Source organism: Mycobacterium ahvazicum (assembly GCF_900176255.2).
GTDB lineage: Bacteria > Actinomycetota > Actinomycetes > Mycobacteriales > Mycobacteriaceae > Mycobacterium > Mycobacterium ahvazicum.
Genome location: NZ_FXEG02000003.1, coordinates 1,425,359 through 1,445,686 on the forward strand (window position 1 = coordinate 1,425,359; position 20,328 = coordinate 1,445,686).

Genomic DNA, 20,328 nt, shown 5'->3' on the forward strand with positions numbered 1-20,328 from the left:
GCCAGGTTAACCGATCGCCAAAGTCATCCGGCAGGCACCTCATAGGCCTCGTCATCGCCCAGTCGCGCGACCGGGTTCAGCAGCATCGATGCCTCCTGGCGCTTCTCCGGCGCGCTGTGGTCGAAACGACGGTCCGGCGGCCGCTGGTACATCGGTTCGCCGCCGGCGATGGCCGACACCAACCGGCGCTGACCGGCCAGCAGGCGCGCGTCCGCCCGCCGCTGGTAGTCCTCGCGTTCGCTGGGGTCCAGCGTCGCGATGAACGCCTGCGGGTGCACCAGCGCGACCAGCCCGGACACGTGACCGAACCCGAGGCTGGTCAGCATGCCGGCCTTGAGCGGGAACTTCCCGCCGAGGCGCAAGGTGTCGCGCACCCAGACGAAGTGGGCCGATCCGGACAGCTCGTCGTCGACGCAGTCCAGGCTGCGGTTCGGTGGGATCACTCCGTCGCGCAGCATCTGGCACAGCCCCATCATCTGGAAGACCGCGGCACCACCCTTGGCGTGCCCGGTGAGGCTCTTCTGCGACACGACGAACAGCGGAGCACCCTGCGAGCGTCCCAGCGAGTCGGCGAGGCGCTCGTGCAGCTCGGTCTCGTTGGGATCGTTGGCCAGCGTCGACGTGTCGTGCTTGGAGATCACCGCGATGTCGTCGGCGCCAACACCCAACTTGGCCAGTTCTCGTGCCAGCGGCGACTCCTTGCCGCCGCGGCCCGCACCGAGCGCACCCAGGCCGGGGGCCGGGATGGAGGTGTGCACGCCGTCGCCGAAGGACTGCGCGAAGCCCACCACCGCGAGCACCGGCAGACCCATCTTCAGCGCCAGGTCACCGCGCGCCAGCAGGATGGTGCCGCCACCCTGGGCCTCGACGAAGCCGAGCCGCCGACGGTCGTTGGGCCGCGAGAACTTCGAGTCCGTGATGCCGCGGTCGCGCATCATCTCGGTGCTGGCGGTGGCCGCCATGTCTCCGAAGCCGATGATGCCTTCCAGCGTCAGGTCGTCGATACCGCCGGCCACGACCATCTCGGCCTTGCCCAGCTTGATCTTGTCGACGCCCTCCTCGACCGACACCGCGGCCGTCGCGCACGCGGCGACCGGGTGAATCATCGAGCCGTAACTGCCGATGTAGGACTGAACCACGTGCGCGGCAACGATGTTCGGCAGCACTTCCTGGAAGATGTCGTTCGGCTTGTTACGGCCCAACAGGTTTCCGTGGTACATCGTCTGCATCGAGCTGCCGCCACCCATGCCGGTGCCCATGGTGTTGGCCACCAGGCTCGGGTGCACATAGCGCATCACTTCGGCCGGACTGAATCCGGCGGACAGGAACGCGTCGACGGTGGCGACGATGTTCCACACCGCAAGGCGGTCGATGGAACTGGCCATGTCCGCGCTGATGCCCCACACGGTCGGGTCGAAGCCCGTCGGGACCTGGCCGCCGACGACGCGCGACAGCTTGTTCTTGCGCGGCACCCGAATCTCGGTGCCGGCCTTGCGGATAACCTGCCAGTCGCTCGACTCGGGCACCGGCCGGATCACCGTGTGCTCGGGGTCGAATTCGGCGAACGCGCGGGCGTCGGCCTCCGACGAGACGACGAACGCGAAGTCCTTGTCCAGGAACACCGACACCAGCAGCGGCGACGCGTGGTCCGGGTCGATCGAGCCGTCGTCGACGAACTCCCGGATGCCGCAGCGCTCGACGACGATGTCGTGGTAGCGCTCGATCAGGTCGGCCTCGTCGATCAGGTCACCGGAAGCCGTGTCATACCAACCCGGTTGGGGGTCGTCCTCCCAGCGGATCAACCCGGTGGTCCAGGCCAGCTCGAGGACACCCGCGGCCGACAGCTCGTTGTCGACCTCCATCTCGAAGCGGGTGCGCGACGATCCGTACGGGCCGAGTTCGGCGCCGCCGACGATCACCACGAGGTCGGCCGGGTCGAGATCAAGGTCGGCCCATTCCGGCGGCGGCGCCGGGGTGAATCCGCGCGGCGGGGACGGCAGCGCGGCGATGGTGCCCGCTGCCGGCTGGTCGTCTTCGACTGCCTCCGAGGACATCTCCTCGCGGGCCTTGGCGGCCAACTCCGCCATGTCGATTTCGACGTCGCCGAGACCGCCGGTCAGGTCCGCCTCGATCGGCTTGCCGGCCGCGGCCACCTTCGACTCCACATCGCACAGCGCCAGCAACATCCCGGCCATCTCGTCGGTGGAGTAGGTGGTGACACCGGCCTCCTCGACGGCGGTGACGATGGCGTCGTTGTGACCCATCAGCCCGGTGCCGCGGGTCCAGCCAATCAGCGCGTGCGCCAAGCTGACTCGCGCGGCCCACGAGGATTCCGCGTGCCAGCGGCTCACCAGGGCGTCCAGCGCGGACTTGGCCTCGCCGTAGGCGCCGTCACCGCCGAACATTCCGCGGTTGGGCGAGCCCGGCAGCACGACATGCAGCCGTGACGCGATGTCGCGCTCGGCGCCGATCTTGGACAGGCCGGCGATCAGCCGCTGTACGGCCCACAGCAGCACCTTCATCTCCATCTCGGACCGCGAACCGGCCTCCGACAGGTCGCCGGCCACCCGCGGTGCCGCGAACGGGAACAGCAGCGTCGGGGTCTGGGCGTCCTTGATGTGGATCGACTGCGGCCCAAGGCTTTCACTCTGCTCGGTACCGACCCATTCAACCAGGGCGTCGATGTCGGAGTAGGAGGCCATGTTGGCCGCGACCACCCACAGCGTCGCGCCGAACCGGGCGTGGTCGCGGTAGAGGTTGCGATAGAACGCGAGCCGGTCATCGTCCAGCTTGGACGTCGTCGCGATCACGGTGGCACCGCCGTCGAGCAGACGCGCCACGACCGACGCGGCGATCGAACCCTTCGACGCACCGGTGACGACCGCGACTTCGCTGCTGTAGTGACCGGGGTCCGGGTTCTCGGCACCCGCGGCGATGCGGCCGAACAGTGAGGCGTGGATTGCGCGGCCCGCCGCCAGGGCCTTGCCCTGCCACCACGTCGCCTGGGTGGCGACGACATGGCCGGCGCCCTCGAACCGCTGCGAGAGGTTCACCCAATCGGCATCGATGTCACCCTCGTCGGTCAGCCATAGCTTGACCAGGTCCTCGCGGGCACTGGCCCAGCGGTCGTCGAACACGACGGCCTTCTTGGCCTCGAACGCCGGCGCCACCAAACGTGGCCATTCCGAACCCAATTCGGCGGTGACCAGGTCGATCAGCTCGGCGTCGGTGGCCACCGGGGAAGCGCTGACGGTGTCGTCGAGACCCAGCTGGCCCAGCACCAGGCGGGCCGCCGAAGCGAGTACGCCGTCGCGGCCGGTGATCTGGTCGGTGAACTCCGACAGTGCGGCGGCGTCGATCGTCGCTCCCCCGCCACCGCCCGCCGAGGGCAGCGACACCGAAACACCTTGGCGCGCAGCGACCGCAGCGACCGCGGCGTCGATGACCTTGTCGACAGCAGCAGCGTCGGCCAGCGCACCCTCGTGCAGGTGCCCCATGGCTCCGCCGCGGACGCTGGTGCCCTCGCGGGTTCCCAGCGCGACCTCGACGACGACGTGCTTGGCCCAGCCCTCGCCGAGCTCCCAGGTCTTGGTGACCCGCTCGATGATCGCGGCCGGCCGCTTGCCGGACGGCCCGAGAATCGTGCGCAGCTGGTCGTTGATCGCGTCGGAAAGCACTGGGCCGTACGGCTTGTAGGTACGCGCCAGCTTGGTGACCTGCGACCGCAGCCCGGCCAGGTCGGCCTCGGCGGCACCGTCGATGGCCCCGAGGTTCAACTCCGAACCAAGGTCGACCAGCAGCTGGTTGCGTCGCGACGACGCACCGTCGGTGATGGACTCGATGGAGTCCAGCTGCTCGATCTGGTCGATGCGCATCTTCGCCGACAGCGCGATCAGCGCCAAAGTGGCGTCGGCCGCGTCGAACGTGATGTCGTCCGGTCGCGGAGCACCCGAGGGCGCGGTGGGCGCGGCTGCCGGTGCCGCCACTTGCGGCGCGCCGTCCGACGCGGCAGCGCCGGAATCAACGGCTTCTTCAGCCTCGGCCTCCGGCTCGGGGTCGGTGTCGTTGGCGAACAGCACCGCGGCGTCGCGCTCGGCGTTGAGCACTTCGACCGTGCTGTGGGCATATTCGGGCAACTTGAGGGTGTTGGTGGCCAGTCCGGCGACGGTCGGCGCGGATTTCACGCCGATCTCGACGAACCGCTCCACGCCCAAGCCGCCGGCGGCCTCCTCGATGAAGAGCAGGTCCTGGGTTTCGATCCAGCGCACCGGGCTGGCGAACTGCCACGCCAACAGCTCGATGAACACCGTGCGGGCCATCTCACGCGGCCGCTCGGCCAGCCAGGTGTCGTAGTCGGCCAGGATCTCATCGAGCGGTTCGGCCGGCACCAGGTCCCGGATCTCCTGGATGAAGTCGCGATCCAGCGTGAACGGCCGCGGCACCAGGTTCGGGATGTAGCGCCCGATGACCAGCTCGGGGTCCTGGTCACGGGGCATGACCCGCTCCAGCGAGCGGCGGAAGTCGGCAACGCCGACCCGCAGCACCCGCGAGTGGAACGGCACGTCGATGCCCGGCACCAAGATGAAAGACCGCTTGCCGCCGCTGATCTCGCGACGCTTCTCCACGGCTTCCTCGAGTGCCTCGAGGCCGCGGACCGTGCCGGCGATCGCGTACTGCGAGCCGCGCAGGTTGAAGTTCACGATCTCCAGGAATTCCCCGGTGCGCTCGGCGATTTCGGCGACGAAGTCGGTGACCTGGTCGTCGGGCAAGTCGATCTGCGAGGGGCGGATCGCGGCCAACCGGTAGTTGGAGCGGCCCATCTCGTCGCGCGGCACGATGTCGTGCATGTTCGACCCGCGGTGGAACACGGTCTCCAGCAAGGCTTCCAGCTCGTAGACGCCCAAAACGCAGGCCAGCGCGGTGTATTCACCGACCGAGTGACCGCAGGCGATGGCACCCTCGACGAATGCGCCCTGCTCGCGCATCTCCGCGACCTGGGCGGCCGCCACCGTCGCCATCGCGACCTGAGTGAACTGCGTCAGGTACAGCACGCCGTCGGGGTGGTGGTAGTGCACGCCGCTGGCGATCAGGCTGGTCGGGTTGTCGCGCACCACGTGCAGCACCGAGAAGCCCAGGGTGTCGCGGGTGAACTTGTCCGCGTCGTCCCAGACCTTGCGCGCGGCCTTGGACCGGGCGCGGACCTCCATGCCCATGCCCTTGTGCTGGATGCCCTGGCCGGGGAACGCGTAGACGGTCTTCGGTGCGGCCAGTCGCGCGGTCGCCGACATCACCAGGTCGGTTCCGACCTTGGCCGTGACCTCCAAAACCTCTGCGCCCTGGTCGATTCCGACGCGATCGACCCGGAAGTCGACCTCGTCGCCCGGACGCACCATGCCCAGGAAGCGCGCGGTCCAGCCGATCAGGCGGGCCGGCGGGCGGGCTTGGCCGTCGGTGGCGGTCACCGTGTGCTGCGCGGCGGCCGACAGCCACATGCCGTGCACGATGGGCGATTCCAGGCCGGCCAGCAGTGCGGCGGCCCGGTCGGTGTGGATCGGGTTGTGGTCACCGGACACCACGGCGAACGGACGCATATCGACCGGTGCGGTCATGGTGACGTCGCGGCGGCGACGGCGCGGGGTGTCGGTGGTGTTCTTCGACACCGCACCACCGGCCCGGGACGGGTCGGTGAGTTCGGCCGGACCGGTACGCCCGAGAATCGCGAATCGCTCCTGCAGGGTCGCGATCGTCGTACCGTCGGGGGCGGCCACCGTCACCGAAACCGGGACAACTCGGCCCATGTCGGTGTCGATTGCCGCCGAAGCCGTTGCGGTAACGGTCAATTGGGCCGGTTGCGCGGGCAGCTTGCCGACCACATGAGCGGCGTGGTCGAGGTGGACCAGGCTCAGCAGGCCCTCGACGACCGGCACGCCGGCCCCGGTGACCGCGGAACCGATCGTGGCGAAGACCGCGGGCCAGCACAGGCCGACCAGCGCGTCGGGCACGGTGGTGAGGCTGGGTGCCAGGCGCTCGCCGAAGGTGGCCGTGACCCCGGTGTGGTCGGCGACGCGCTCGGGGTCCCAATCCACCGTCACGGTCGCGGTCCCCTCGGTGACCGTCGGGAGGAATTCCGGCCCGTCAACACCGGCGGCGATCGCCAGGACGGCGCGCATCGCGGCGGTGGCGTCGTCGGCGGAGACCACCGGTGCACCGCCGTCAATGGTGTTGGCGTGCAACGTGAATGGGATGTCGATCCAGACGCCGGACACCGGGACGCTCAGGACGACGCGCTCCTCGGACTGGACCTGCAGGCGAGCCCCGGTCGACGAGTGCGTGGCGCGCTGACCTTCGTGGACCAGCCAGTCGGCCGGATCGGCGATGCGGTGGACCGGGTTGGTGGCGGTGCGCCCCGCCCACAGCACGTCGGGGGCGTCGAGCACGACGGCCAGCGCCCCGGTCACATCCGGGCGGCCCAGCCGGCGCGAGCGGACGGGTTTCGCCTCGCCGCCGGCGGCCAGCACGTCGTCGATCGCGGCCTGCTCGAAACGGTCGAGCAGTTCGCCGACGGGCTCGTCGACCCGGGTGATGCCGGCGACGGCGGCGGTGCCGGGGATGATGCACACCTGGTCGGCGTCGTAGCGGGCGTCGTGCGCCTGCCACAGCGAGTCGCTGCGCCACCAGCGCCGCACGTCCTTGTCGATGACCGGCACGAAGTTGACCGGCTTGCCCAGCGTCTTGCACAGCGTGACGAAGAACGGCACGTCGGCCGGGTGCAGCAGCACGGTTTCGGCGTCGGGGTAGCTCGCGAGCAGCGCGGCGATCGCCGCCTGCGGGTTCTCCAGCAGCGCCGCCCCCCGTTCGTCCGATTCGAACAGCGTCGTGATGGGGCCGTGGTCCTGGGAGTGCAACCGGGCCTCGGCGCGCTGCAGCATCTGCTGGAAACGGTCGCGCCAGGTGTCGGCCAGCCACGGGCTGCCGGGTGTAGCGGTGTCGGCGGTCGAGTTGCCCGCACCGATGGCGAGCTCGACGTAGCGCTGCAGCCACTGCAGGTAGGTCATTTCCCGGACATCGCCGAAGTACGGCTTGGCGGTGCCGGCCATCGCGGCGATGATCTCGTCGCGGCGCTGCGCGACGGCGTCCGCGTCACCGGCGACCTCGTCGAGTAGCCGGCCGCACCGCGAGGCGGAGTTGTCGATCTCGTGGATGTCCGCGCCGAGCTGGCTGCGGCTGGAAGCCATGCCGCCCTGCGCTTTTCCGGCGCCGATCCACTGGTCGGTGCCGGTGGTCTCGACCAGCATCTGCTTGACCGACGGTGACGTGGTCGCCTCGAGGGTGGCCATCGCCGCGGTGCCGACCAGGATGCCGTCGATCGGCATCGACGGGAAACCGTACGACTGCGACCACCGCCCGGACAGGTACTCGGCGGCCCGCTCGGGCGTGCCGATGCCGCCGCCGACGCACACGGTGATGTTGGAGCGCGAACGCAGCTCCGAGTAGGTCGCCAGCAGCAGGTCGTCGAGGTCTTCCCACGAATGGTGGCCGCCGGCGCGCCCGCCCTCGATGTGCACGATCACCGATTTGGTGGGCGCCTCGGTCGCGATGCGGATGACCGAGCGAATCTGCTCGATGGTGCCCGGCTTGAACACGACGTGGCTGATGCCGACGTCGTTGAGCTCGTCGATCAGTGCGACGGCTTCCTCCAGGTCCGGGATGCCGGCGCTGATCACCAGGCCGTCGATCGCGGCGCCGGCCTGACGGGCCTTCTGCACCAAGCGCTTACCGCCGACCTGAAGCTTCCACAGGTAGGGGTCGAGGAAGAGGGTGTTGAACTGGTAGGTGCGGCCGGTGTCGAGCAAGCCGGACAGTTCCTCGATGCGCGCGGCGAAGATCTCCTCGGTGACCTGCCCACCACCGGCCAGCTCGGCCCAGTGTCCGGCGTTGGCCGCGGCGGCGACGATCTTGGCGTCGACCGTGGTCGGGGTCATGCCGGCCAGCAGGATCGGCGAGCGCCCGGTCAGCCGGGTGAACTTCGTCGAGAGCTTGACGCGGCCGTCAGGCAGGGTCACGACGGTCGGCGCGTAGCTCGACCAGGGCCGTGCCACCTCGGGGGTGGCGCCGACGGTGAACAGGTTGCGCTGCCCGCCGCGGGTGGCGGCGGGCACGATGCCGACGCCGAGGCCGCGGATCACCGGTGCGGTGAGTCGGGTCAGGATGTCGCCGGGACCCAGGTCGAGAATCCAGCGCGCGCCCGCGTTGTGCACCGCGGTGATCTCTTCCACCCAGTCGACGCCGCTCACCAGGATGGCATCGGTCAGGCGCCGGGCCAGCTCGACGTCCAGGCCGACCTTCTCGGCCCAGCCGCCGACGATGTCGATGCCGTCGGCCAGCCGTGGGGTGTGGAAGCCCACCTCGACCTGAACCGGGTCGAAGGTCGGCGCGAAGACGTCGCCGCCACGCAGCTTGTTCTTGCGGTCGGCTTCTTCTTTCTCGGAGATCTGCTGGCAGTACAGCTCGAAGCGGGAGAGTTGCTCCGGCGTGCCGGTGATGACGACCGAGCGCCGGCCGTTGCGGATGGACAGCACCGGGGGCAACACGGTGCGAACGTCTTGCGAGAACTCGTCGAGCAGCGCGACGATGCGCTCCGGGTCGGCGTTCGTGACCGACACCATCGGCGGGCGGTCGCCGAGCACGGGGATGCCGCGGCGACGGGCCACCAGCGTTCCGGCCGCGCCGATCAGCTGGGCCAGCGCCAGCAGCTCGACGTCGCGAGCTCCCTCGGCCTTGAACGCCTCGACGGCGAGTACGCCCTGCGAGTGGCCGGCTACGGCGACCGGCGGGGTCGCGGTCCAGTCCATGCCCTGTCGCGCCAGGGCACGCCCGGCGGCGATCTGGCTGAGCAGCACGCCGGGCATCGACACCGCGGCCGACGTCAGGTGCTTGTCCGCCGGCGTCGGGTCCTCGGCCGCCAGCGCACGCACCCACTGCAGCGGCTCGAAGCCGATCGGACGCACCACGACCAGCTCCTTGGCCACCGGCTCGAGCAGCAGCTCCGCTTCGCCGACCAGCGTGGCGATATCGGTCTCGATGCCCGCCGACGACACCAGCTCTTCCAGGGTTTCGAGCCAGGCGCTGCCCTGCCCACCGAACGCAACAGCGTACGGCTCGCCGGCCGCGAGACGGTCGACCAGAGCATGGGTGTTGTGCGGGCCATTCCCGTCGCGGTCAGCGGACACCCGGTCGTGCTCGTGGATCGTCACCTTGTATATCTCCCTGTATGCGTCTTCACGTATCGGTTCGTTCGGCCTGCTGATAGTCCCGGCGGGCCGGGCCCCAGCCGGCTCTAGGTCGATTCCGCTTTGAATCGCAGCCCTAATAGCGGCTGACCGGTGTGTTGTCGGCGGGCCACTGATGTCGACCTAGCGGCGCGGCGGACTTCATCGGCTGTACTAAGAGTGTCATAAGGATTCGGGTCGTTTTTCTGCGCTGATCGGTTACTGATGAGTTCTACGCACGGGTAACCGTGTCGTGGGTAACACCCGGATTAACCGGCCTTCCGGGTATCCAGAACAAACGTCCTGCATGCAGGTGGTTACGGTCGAGTAGCTATAACTGCGCTGTTCAAGGCGTCATTGTTACCAAATCGTTATGTTAAGAATTCGCAGTGCGTGCCGCCCTTCGCGCCGCCACGGCCGCGGCGTCTCGCACTCGGCGGCGTTCGCACGACACGACGAACGGCGAACAAGTGTTTGCTGGAGTCGAGTTGCGAAAGCGCGGCCGGATGGGCTAAAGGGTCAGAAGTATTCGCGACGCCGAGCGATTGCTAGGCCCACTGCCCGAATTGCGGCTTGAGGATCTCGTTGACGTCCACCCCGACGCCGCCCACGCTGCGCTTATCGATCTCGACCTGGTGCAAATTGGCCGCCGGATGGGCATAGCCCTTGGGCGAGCCCCAGTTGTGCTGCCAGAAGCAGCAGCCCAGGCCGTCATGCAGCGCCCAGTCGATGGTCTTGGAGTTGGCGTAAACGCCCGTCCGCTGGTGTCCGATCACCGACTCCCAGGAGCGCAGGTACGGAGCGATCTGGCTTTTGTACTGCTCATAGGACGGGTCGTCGTCGATCGATGCGTAAATCGGCGCGTCGGGGGGTCCGCCGGCCGCTTCGTGTAGCTCCATCCCCCGCTTGGCGTGCTGCAGCCCGGCATTGGCGCCGCCCAACCAGTCGGCGGAGCTGCCCTTGCCGTACTGATAGCAGGAGACAATCTTGAGCCCGCTGCTGTGCAGGTCACGCGCTTCGGAGAGCTGGATCGGCTTGCCCAGCATCCAGTTGCCACCCGGCCGCCGGTCCGAGACGTAGCGGATCGACCCCACGGCGCCGGCCGCGCGGATCTCACTGGCCGGGATCACACCCGCGGCGTAGTCGAGCAAAGTGCCCAGCGATGCCGAAGCCGTCGGCGTGCTCAACGACGACGCCGCAACACCCATGCCCACCAAGGCCGGGGTCGCGGCAGCGAATTTGAGCACGTCACGACGCGAAATCGACACATCGGACAGGGTACGTGACAAACCCCATCAGACACATCAGCCACATACATAACATTAGTGTCACTTCTGTGCGTCGCGGGTTTAGTCCGCGGCAATCCAGGCCCAGGCCCAATCGTTGTTGTCAATACTAAGTTTATAAAGTTAACGTCGGAGAGTGCAGCAATCACAGGGGGCAACCGATGGACCGTGACCAGCTCATCGACCTGACCCGACGGGCTTTGAAGTTGGCCCGCGACAACACCACCGACCTGGCCCCGCGGCCACATACCGTCGACGCCGGCGATTACACATCACATGAGCGACACCTCAGTGAACGGGCGTTGCTACTGGCCAGCCCGCAGCTGGTCGGCTACATCAGCGAGCTGCCCGCACCCGGCGCCTACTGCACCAAGACCGTGATGGGCAGATCGATCCTGCTGACGCGGACGTCCGACGGGTCGGTCCGCGCCTTCGAGAATGTCTGCCTGCACCGCCAATCACCGGTCGTGACGGGGTGTGGCGCCGCGAAGCGGTTCAGCTGTCCCTACCACGCCTGGACTTACGACAACACCGGCAAGCTGGTCGGCGTGCCGGGCCGCGAGGGTTTCCCGGATACGACGGTCAAGTCCGATTCGCTGACCGAACTCCCCGCCGCCGAATTCGCCGGGTTCCTCTGGGTGGCGCTGGAAAAAGACGCCACCCTGGACGTCGCCGCGCACCTGGGACCGCTGGCCGACGAGCTCGACTCGTGGGGCATCGGCCGGTGGTCTCCGTTGGGCGAGAAGGTCCTCGACGCGCCGATCAACTGGAAGTTGGCCGTCGACACCTTCGCGGAGAACTACCACTTCGCCACCGTGCACCGGGACACCTTCGCCACAATCGCGCGCAGCAACTGCACGGTGTTCGATTCGTATGGGCCGCACCACCGGTTGATCTTCCCGCTCAACGCGATTCTGGAGCTGGAGAATGTTCCCGAGGAGCAATGGGACCCGTTCCACAACATGGTGGTGATCTATGCGTTGTTCCCCAACATCGTGATCTCGGTGACGATCGCCAACGGCGAGCTCTTCCGGATCTACCCGGGCGACGAGCCCGACAGGTCGATCACCGTGCACCAAAACTCAACGCCGCTGGACATTTCCGAAGAATCCGTGGCGGCCGGCGCTCAAGCCGTGTTCGAGTACGCGCACGCGACGGTGCGCGACGAGGACTACAAGCTGGTTGAGGGGTTGCAGGCCAATCTCAACTCGGGCGCACGCGACCACTTGGTGTTCGGCCGCAACGAGCCGGGACTGCAGCATCGCCACATCGCGTGGGCCAAAGCCCTCGAAGCCGCATCAGCTGCCCTCGGCTGACTGGACCTCGGACAACACCGCGATCAGATCATCGAGAAGCGTTGCAAGCATGTCGTTTTGGGCAGGAAGAGCACCGGCCAGCAGTTCGGCCGCCGCGACGCGACGGCCCGCCGCAACCAACGGCACCAGCTCGTCGACCATCGACTGCAAGCCCGGATCGACGGCGGCGACGGTGGTGGCCAGCACCTCGACCAGCTCCCAGTCCCGGTACAGCGCGAACGAACGCTCGTTGAACGCGAAGCCGCTTACCGGCTTACCCCACAGCGTGCCCTGGTAACGGTACGGGCCTTCCATGTATTCGATCGGCAAACCGTGCGCCGGAGCCGGCACCAGCGGCTCGCCGATGAGATCGAGTTGCAAAGTGGCACAAGTAATTCGGTGCCGATCGGGCAGGTACCGGGCCAGGGCCGGCGGACGCACCAACGGCCGCACGGTTTCCGGCCATCGCACGTAGCTGCTGACGGTAACCTCCACGTCCTCGGCACACTCCGGCGCGATGGCAGGGTCGGGGTGACTCGTCGTCACACCGGTAAATGGTTGCAGCGCATTGCCGTTCGTGCGGTCGAACTGCCGCCATATACTCAGGTCGACGCCGTTGTCGAAATTGATCGTGCGCCATTCGTGCGAGCGGGCCCGCGGGTCTCCCCCGGATCCGCCGCCGCCCGCGTACTTGGGGAACCACTGCCGGTCGACATGTCCGGCGCTACCGGAGACCTCCTCGACCGTCTCCCCCCAGCGCAACGTTCCGGTCATCGACATGCCGGTCTGGAAATACGAGTACGTGTCGTCCTGGCCGAAACAGACGATCTTGCCGTTGTAGGTGGACGCCCCGACCGGTGTCGGCGCGCGCGTCGGGGTGACGACCAAATCCAGCCGCATGGACCGGCCCTGGTGATCCTGCCCCACCAGGCTGACGCGATACGTGTACGGCAGCAACCCACCGTCGCCGTCGCGGCACGTCATCCACGACGCGGTACCGGCACTGCTCTGATAGCTGATGTCGAGATAGCCTGCGGCCATGGTCATTTTGCGCTGCGCGCCCGGTTCCATGTTTTTCGGCGGCATGTCGTAATCGGTGTAAGTGCCGTAGTCACCGGTATCCAGGTCGAACAGCGCCATCGTGTAGAAGTCGGCGACGACCGTTCCCCCGGGTTGGTTCTTGTTGAAGATGGTCAGGAACGCGAACGACCGGTCAGTCTCGACGGCCTGCAGTTGCCCGGCGATGAACCACGTGTCGGACTCCTGGTCGGGATGTTCACCCTCGGCCTCGGGGAAATCCAGCTGGCTGTCACCGGGCACCAACTGATACGGGTAACGGCGCCAATCGGTGTTCATTTCGGCTTCCTTGCCACGGCGCTATCCTTATTCTTTGCTATGTTAGCGTCAATAGCGAAGTTACGGCCACGACCTCATCCCCGGCCCAAGGAAGTGCCCCGATGACAGAAAAATCCGACCATCGGACCTACGCCGAACTGTTCATCGGAGGGCAGTGGCGCAAGCCCGCCAATCCGCAACAGCTCGCCGTGATTTCGCCGCATACCGAGGAGCCGGTCGGGCACGTACAGGTGGCGGGACCCGAGGACCTCGACGCCGCGGTGGCCGCCGCGCGACAGGCTTTCGATCACGGCCCGTGGCCACGCATGGCCCACGCCGAACGGATGGCCAAGGTCGAAGAGCTCGCCGCGATCTATGCCGGCCACGTCGACGAGATGGCCGATCTGATCACCGACGAGATGGGGTCGCCGCGCGCCTTCAGCCGGATGGGTCAGGGTGCGGCGGCGGCGGCGCTGATCCACCTCACGCTGGCCGCCGCCCGCGACTTCCCCTGGACGGAACGGCGCCAGGGCGTTCTCGGCGAGGTGCACCTGCGCAGGGCTCCGGTCGGGGTGGTCGGCGCGATCGTGCCGTGGAACGTGCCGCAATTCCTGATCATGCCCAAGTTGATCCCGGCCTTGATCGCGGGATGCACGGTCATCATCAAGCCCGCACCCGAAACACCCCTGGACGCTTTGTGGTTGGCCGAAATGATCGAGCAGCTGGACCTGCCCGAAGGTGTGGTGTCGGTGCTGCCCGGCGGACCCGACATCGGCGAGGCGCTGGTGCGCCACCCCGGCGTGGACAAGATCGCGTTCACCGGTTCCAGCGCGGTCGGGCGCCGCATCGCAGCCTTGTGCGGCGAGCAGCTCAAGCGCGTGAGTCTCGAGCTGGGCGGTAAGTCCGCGGCCATCATCCTCGACGACGCGGACATCGACAAGACCGTCGCCGGGCTGAAGTCGGCCGGCCTGATGAACAACGGGCAGGCCTGCGTCGCCCAAACCCGCATCCTGGTCAGCGACAAACGTCACGACGACGTCGTCGACGCCCTGGCCGGCATGATGTCGTCGCTGACGGTCGGCGACCCGGCCGACGAGGCCACCGATATCGGCCCGCTGGTCGCCCAACGTCAACAACGCCGGGTCCAGGATTACATCAAGTCGGGGCAAAGCGAGGGCGCACGCATCGTACTGGGCGGCGAAGCCAGCCCGTCCGATCGCGGATGGTATGTGCAGCCAACGCTATTCGCCGATGCCACCAATGACATGCGCATCGCCCGCGAGGAGATCTTCGGCCCGGTCCTGACGGTGCTGCGCTACCGCGACGAGGCCGACGCCATCCGGATCGCCAATGAGACCGACTACGGATTGGCCGGTTCGGTGTGGACGTCCGACATCGCGCACGGCCTCGAGGTCGCCGCCGGTGTGCGCACCGGCACGTACGGCATCAACATGTACACCCTCGATATCGGCGCCCCGTTCGGCGGTTTCAAGCAGTCGGGAATCGGACGCGAATTCGGCCCAGAGGGCCTGCACGAGTACGTCGAGCTTCAGACGCTGGTGTGCAAAGGGCAACTGCCGCCGTTAACCGGTTGATAATCAACCGCATTGGGGCATCTGCAACGTGAGCTCGACCGGGCAGCACAGGACGCCGTGTTGGTTGGTCACATCGATCGTGATGTCGACCAGCCGGCGCGGTGGGTCCACCGAAGTGTCCAGCCGCTTGGCCACCGCCCGGCCCCGCCCGATCATCGTGTCACCCGCGTAGATCGAACCGGCCAGCCGCAGCGAGCGGCGCACGACCCGGCTGCTCGGCCCGGCCCAATCGGTCGCGACGCGGTCGGCGAACCCGGCGAGATGCATGGTGTTGAGGTAAATCGTTGGATTGCCTTGCCGTTGGGCATATTCGTGATCGAAGTGGCCGGGAAAATAGTCCCACGTCGCGCCGGCGTTCTCCACCACCCGCTGGTAGCTGATCTCGTCGACCACCTCCGGCAACTCCGCGGGAACCGTGATCTCGTTCCAGTCCAGATCGGTCATGCCGGGTTCGCCGGGGTGAAGCGGAACAACGTATTTCGCGATCGGGCAACGACCGTTCCGTCCTGCCGGCGATAGGTCTCCAACGTCTCGATGAAATGGCCGGTACCCAGCCGGGTCTGCTTCTCCGGTGATACCGACACCAGTTCTTCGATACTGGTGAGCACGTCACCCTCGACAATGGGTTCGGTGAACTCGACGTCGTTGGCGGCATTGATGAACGTGGTGCCCGGCAACGGCACTCGCAAGATCAGCGACGCGGCCGGGCGCCGGCCGCCGGGCTCCCATGGCGGGGGTATCAGCCATCCCATCAACAGACCCGGCGGGGCCAGCAGGCCGCCCCACTGCTGCCGGGCGAATTCCGGATCCCAGTACGACCGGTTGCCGTCGTGAATCATCGAGGCATACAACTGAATACGGGCACCGCTGACCGGATTCACCGCGGTCCGCGGTTCGCTTGCCGCGCCAACCATCCGCAGCGCGTCTTCGTATGTGCCGAAGGCCAATTGGTAGCTGAGATCCGAATCCACGTATCGGTGCCGCTTACATGACAAGCGGGTGCCGGCTCGGCACCAGATCCCAGGAGAGATTGCGCGAGGTGTAATACCAGCCGCCGCGCTCGTAGATCAGCTCATCCCGGTATGTCCCGGTGGCGCGCAGCGTGGTATCGCCGAAAGCGGCCGAGAACAGCACCGCGACACAACGCTGCATCGCGTGGACACCGTCGACCGCGATCTCGTGATCGATGGTCACCAACCGTTGTCCTTCGCCCCCGTCGAAGGCCAGACGCAGGTCGGCGAACAGTTCGCCGTCGCGGACGAAGCTGGCACCGGAATGACGAAACGTCGCGATCCAGCTATCGCGGTCACCGTCGGAGTATGCGCGATTGTGCCGGGCGTTCAAATTCAAGATCGCATCGCGGCCGGTCGCGGCGTGCAAGAACTGTTCCTGCTGGTAGGACAATGTCATTTCTACTCGCCAGCCTCTCCCCGAAGGAAAAAGAAACGCACCACGTAACATGGACTTTACTTACCGCTTAACAATATATCCGTATTCTTCCCGATCCCAGACCCCCGAAGTCAAACCTTTGGCTCGCAATAAATCTTTACGCACGCGCCCGATAACGTTCTTCGGGAGTTCGTTGACCTCCTCGACGTACCGGGGCACGCAGAAGTAGGGCATCCGGTCGGCGCAGAAGTCGAGCAACTCGGCACAATCCAGCACCGCGTCCGGCCGCAGCGCGACCACGACCAGGATGTCGTCCTCGCCTAATTCGCTGGGCACCCCGATCGCTGCCGCCTCGGCGACCGCGGGGTGGCCCATCACGACGCGCTCCACTTCGACCGAGGAGATGTTCTCGCCGCGCCTGCGCAGCGAATCCTTGATCCGGTCCACATACGTCAGGTTCTGATCGGCGTCGAGCCGGCCGAGATCACCGGTGCGAAACCATTCCGGGTGCGGATCCACCCGAGCGTCCCGGCCTAGGTAGCCCTCGCTCATCACGTGCGGGTGCCGGGGCCGGCAGGCGATCTCGCCGACGACCCCGGCGGGCAGCGGGTTCCCGTCGCCGTCGACAATGCGCACGTCGAAGTTGGGATTGGGCCGCCCCGATGTCCCCGGCACACCCTCGTCGGCCACGCCCTTGACCGCGATCGGGAAGGCCTCGGTCATCCCGTACATCGTCACAATGCGGCAGCCGTAACGCTTTTCGATGTCGCGGTAGCAGCCGGCGTCGATCGGCGCGGCGGAGATGAACCGCAGTGGCAACTCCGCATCGCTGGGCTCCGCGGGCTGGTTGTACAGCATCGACACCATCGCGCCGGCTCCGGCAAAGCCGACCGCGTCATGGGCGCGGATGTCATCCCACACCTGAGCAGGATGGAACGACTGCGCCAACACGGTCGTCGCGCCCACCAGCATCGGGGCCAGCACGCTGGGAGCCGCGCTCAAGTGAAACAACGGCATCGCCGTCCACAACGCCTCCCCCGCTCGCAACTCCCAGGCCGCCGCAACGGTCGCAGCCACCGAGAACAGGTAATGCCAGCTCGTGGCAACGGCTTTCGACGGTCCGGTGGTGCCCGACGTGTAGAACAACGCCCCCACGTCCCCCTCCCGTGCCGGGTTGTCCGCGCAGCGGACAGCTCCGGCGTCCACAGCCTCCTGAAGCGAATCATCCTGCACCACAACGTTGGTCACCGTGTCCAGCCGGTCGGCAACCTCATCGACGCGGGCACGGCGCTCGGCGTCGGTGAGAATCACCTTGGGCCGCGCCAACTGCAGGGTGTGCAGCAGAAAGTCTCCCTTGTTCGCGGCGTTGACCGCCGCACTCACCGCGCCGATGCGGGCCGCGCCCAACCAGAAATACACCCATTCGGGGCAGGTTCCGGTGAACAACGCCACCCCGTCACCGCGGCCCACTCCCAATTCGCTGAGCATGTTCGCCGCCGCGCACGCGCGCTGCCGCATCTGCTCGAACGTCACCTCGGTCCCGGCGATCGACATCATCACTCGATCCGGGTACTGCTCGGCCCGCCGATCCAACACGTCCGCAACGCTGAACCGCTGCGCGCCGAAATCGGAGGGCCCCAGGGGCTTACTCCGAACCGAATGCATCACTTAGGCTTTCGCGGCCGCCGGGTCGGGCTCGCCGCCGGCGGTGTACCCGAAGTCGTCAGGCGACGGCTCGGCGTCCGGGTAGAAGCGGTGCGCCCAGCGCCGCAGTGCCGCGTAGTCGCGTGCCTCCTCGGGAGCCAGGTTCGGCTTCTCCAGGTACTTCATGTTCTCCCAGGTGAAGAAGTCCTGTTTGATGACTTCTTGTTGCAGCGCAAGGAATTTCGCGGCCCGGCCGGTGGGCTTGTCACCCGTGTCGCCGGGTTCGCGGACGGAAGCCTGCGTGTAGAAGTAGTCGGTGTAGTCTTCATCGACCGGCGTCTGCCCGGTGACCTCGATGGTGGCCACCAGGTCACTCGGGAAGCGGACGAGCCCCAGTCCCAACGAATAGTTGTCGTAGATGATCTTGGCGTCGACCGGCCCGTTGGGGGTCAGCCACGTCTTGGCCCGGCCCCCACCGAAGTGAGCGTTGACGGTGGCGTGCAGGTGATAGCCCGCCACCTCGAACGAGGCGGTGTTGGCCGGGTTGGCGGCCTTGTGCACGTACTGCACGTGATACGGGTCGGCCGCGTTCTCGATGATCATCTGCGCGTGCACCTTGACCCGATTGAGCATCCGGCTGTGCGGGTGCAGGGGGTAGTACTCGCCGGTCTCCAATTCGGGCAGCGCCGGCGGCTGCCAGTACGGCGCCCTGCCGTGACGCTCGTGCCAGACCAGGATGAAGCCGTACCACTCCATGGTCGGATAGGTGCGGATGCGCACGTTGTTCTTACAGCCGATCTTGCTGTATGGAATCAGCGCGTTGCTGCCGTCGCCGCGCCATTGCCAGCCGTGCCAGGGGCAGACGATGTTCTCGTTGTCGACGGTGCCGCCGACGCCCATGTTGGCGCCGAGGTGCTGACAGTAGGCGTCCAGCACATTGACCTTGCCGGAGGCGGTGCGGAACAGCACCAGCTCCTCACCGAAGTAGTGCAGACGCTTGACGTCACCAGGCTTGACGTCGCTGGCGAAGGCGACGATGAACCACCCGGTCGGGAATCGATAGGTGGACAGCGCAATGCCGGACTGTCCGAACTCGCGTTCCGACGGGTCTTGCTCCGAAATCGTATGCGTCACGAGAACTCCGTTTCCCACGCGGCCGGGCCGCTCTTACCTCACCGCGCTTCGACGACTAGAGTCTATTTTTACTATCTTAAGCATTGAACGTCAACGCGGCACCAGGCAGGGTGCCGCACGTTAGGAGAGCGAGCGGGGTTGCGCATGACTGCTGCTGCAGTGGACCTATCCGATTTCGCCCTGTGGCGTAACGGTTTTCCCGACGAGTTGTTCGCCGATTTACGGCACGCCAGACCCCTTTTCCGGCACGAACTGACACCCGGTGTCGCCGACACGGTCAAGCGCCAATTCTGGGTCGCGACCAAGCACCGGCATGCGGTCCGCCTGCACCGCGACACCGAATCGTTCACCGCCGCCGACGGCCCGCTCATCCAGCCGGTCGCCCTGTTCTCGTCGTCCCCGACGATCATCACGCTGGACCCGCCGGACCTGAACAAGCGCCGCAAACTCATCTCCAACGCCTTCAATCCACGCGCGATCGCCAAGCTGGAGGCCGGCATCCGGGCGCGAGCGGCGCAGATGATCGACGCGCTGCTCGCCAAGGGCGGTGGGGACTGGATCGAAGATGTAGCCGACGCGTTGCCGATGACGGTGATCGGCGACATCATCGGCATCCCGGACGAAGACCGGCCGCGGATCTTCGACATCTTCGACCGCATCCTGAAGGCGCTCGCACCCGAGGCAGGCCCGAGTGGGCAGGTAGAGCTCGAGCTCTTCGGATCGGTCTTCGCATACGCGATGGACCTCACCGCGGACAAGCGCGGCAACCCGACCGACGACATCTGGAGCACGCTGGCGACCGCGGTGATCACCGGCGACGACGGCGAGGAATTCCGTCTGCCCGAAAACGAGCTGGAGTTCTTCTTCTTCGTGCTCGCGTTCGCCGGCAGTGACACCACCAAGAACGCGCTGGCCATGGGGCTGCAGGCGTTCGTCGCCGACCCCGAGCAGATCGAACGCTATCGCGCGGACGAAGCGGTGCGGCCCGGCGCCGTCGAGGAGGTGCTGCGCTGGGCCTCCCCGGTGGCGTATTGGACCCGCACCGCGAAGGTCGACGTGGAGATGGACGGTCAGCACATCCCCGCGGGCGACCGGGTGGTGTCGATGCTGCGTTCTGCCAATCGCGACGAGGAGGTCTTCGAGTCGCCGTTCACCTTCGACATCGGGCGGCAACCCAACCCGCATGTCGCGTTCGGCGGCGGCGGGCCCCACCACTGCCTGGGCGCGATGCTGGCGCGCGCCGAACTTCGGGCCGTGCTCGACGAACTGCTGCTGCGCTGCGATCGCATCGAAATCGGGCCGGCCACCGTGTCGTATCCGAACCTGACCACCAATATGTCGATCTTCGACGAGATGCCGATCTCGCTGACCCAGCGCTGAG

Annotated in this window: 11 protein-coding genes; 3 read left to right on the plus strand and 8 right to left on the minus strand. The window is 67.0% G+C overall.

What is annotated here, in order from left to right; genetic code table 11:
• Positions 1-23 precede the first annotated feature (23 nt).
• Positions 24-9,254, minus strand: a complete 9,231-nt coding sequence (locus MAAFP003_RS19295; RefSeq protein ID WP_096289433.1) for a type I polyketide synthase — start codon at positions 9,252-9,254, stop codon at positions 24-26.
• 563 nt (positions 9,255-9,817) lie between these two features.
• A complete protein-coding gene (locus tag MAAFP003_RS19305; RefSeq protein ID WP_096289434.1) occupies positions 9,818-10,537 on the minus strand; it encodes a DUF1906 domain-containing protein in 720 nt (239 codons plus the stop codon).
• 179 nt (positions 10,538-10,716) lie between these two features.
• Here MAAFP003_RS19305 and MAAFP003_RS19310 point away from each other — a divergent pair, with 179 nt between their 5' ends.
• On the plus strand, positions 10,717-11,871 hold the full coding sequence (locus tag MAAFP003_RS19310) for an aromatic ring-hydroxylating oxygenase subunit alpha (RefSeq protein WP_096289435.1): 1,155 nt from the start codon (positions 10,717-10,719) through the stop codon (positions 11,869-11,871).
• On the opposite strand, the gene MAAFP003_RS19315 is transcribed toward MAAFP003_RS19310, so the two are convergent.
• The gene (locus tag MAAFP003_RS19315) at positions 11,854-13,206 is read right to left on the minus strand and encodes a lipocalin-like domain-containing protein (RefSeq protein WP_096289436.1); all 1,353 of its coding nucleotides are present in this window, start codon (positions 13,204-13,206) and stop codon (positions 11,854-11,856) included. The genes MAAFP003_RS19310 and MAAFP003_RS19315 overlap by 18 nt on opposite strands.
• Before the next feature lie 101 nt (positions 13,207-13,307).
• Here MAAFP003_RS19315 and MAAFP003_RS19320 point away from each other — a divergent pair, with 101 nt between their 5' ends.
• A complete protein-coding gene (locus MAAFP003_RS19320; protein WP_096289437.1) occupies positions 13,308-14,780 on the plus strand; it encodes an aldehyde dehydrogenase in 1,473 nt (490 codons plus the stop codon).
• Positions 14,781-14,783: 3 nt separating this feature from the next.
• On the opposite strand, the gene MAAFP003_RS19325 is transcribed toward MAAFP003_RS19320, so the two are convergent.
• The 5 genes from MAAFP003_RS19325 to MAAFP003_RS19345 all read right to left on the minus strand — a co-directional run bounded on the left by MAAFP003_RS19325 (position 14,784) and on the right by MAAFP003_RS19345 (position 18,947).
• Positions 14,784-15,224: a MaoC family dehydratase gene (locus MAAFP003_RS19325; RefSeq protein ID WP_096289438.1), complete on the minus strand. Its 441-nt coding sequence runs from the start codon at positions 15,222-15,224 to the stop codon at positions 14,784-14,786.
• Positions 15,221-15,694 carry an FAS1-like dehydratase domain-containing protein gene (locus MAAFP003_RS19330; RefSeq protein WP_096291279.1) on the minus strand — a complete coding sequence of 158 codons (474 nt, stop codon included), beginning with the start codon at positions 15,692-15,694 and terminating at the stop codon, positions 15,221-15,223. Before MAAFP003_RS19330 ends, MAAFP003_RS19325 begins: the two co-directional genes overlap by 4 nt.
• Before the next feature lie 70 nt (positions 15,695-15,764).
• Positions 15,765-16,190, minus strand: a complete 426-nt coding sequence (locus MAAFP003_RS19335; protein ID WP_096289439.1) for a nuclear transport factor 2 family protein — start codon at positions 16,188-16,190, stop codon at positions 15,765-15,767.
• A 60-nt stretch (positions 16,191-16,250) separates the two neighbouring features.
• Positions 16,251-17,834: an AMP-binding protein gene (locus MAAFP003_RS19340; protein WP_096291280.1), complete on the minus strand. Its 1,584-nt coding sequence runs from the start codon at positions 17,832-17,834 to the stop codon at positions 16,251-16,253.
• Between the two features lie 3 nt (positions 17,835-17,837).
• On the minus strand, positions 17,838-18,947 hold the full coding sequence (locus tag MAAFP003_RS19345) for a Rieske 2Fe-2S domain-containing protein (RefSeq protein ID WP_096291281.1): 1,110 nt from the start codon (positions 18,945-18,947) through the stop codon (positions 17,838-17,840).
• 144 nt (positions 18,948-19,091) lie between these two features.
• Between MAAFP003_RS19345 and MAAFP003_RS19350 the strand changes: the two genes are divergently transcribed.
• Entirely contained in the window at positions 19,092-20,327 is a 1,236-nt protein-coding gene (locus MAAFP003_RS19350) for a cytochrome P450 (RefSeq protein WP_096289440.1), read from the plus strand.
• Position 20,328: the final 1 nt, after the last annotated feature.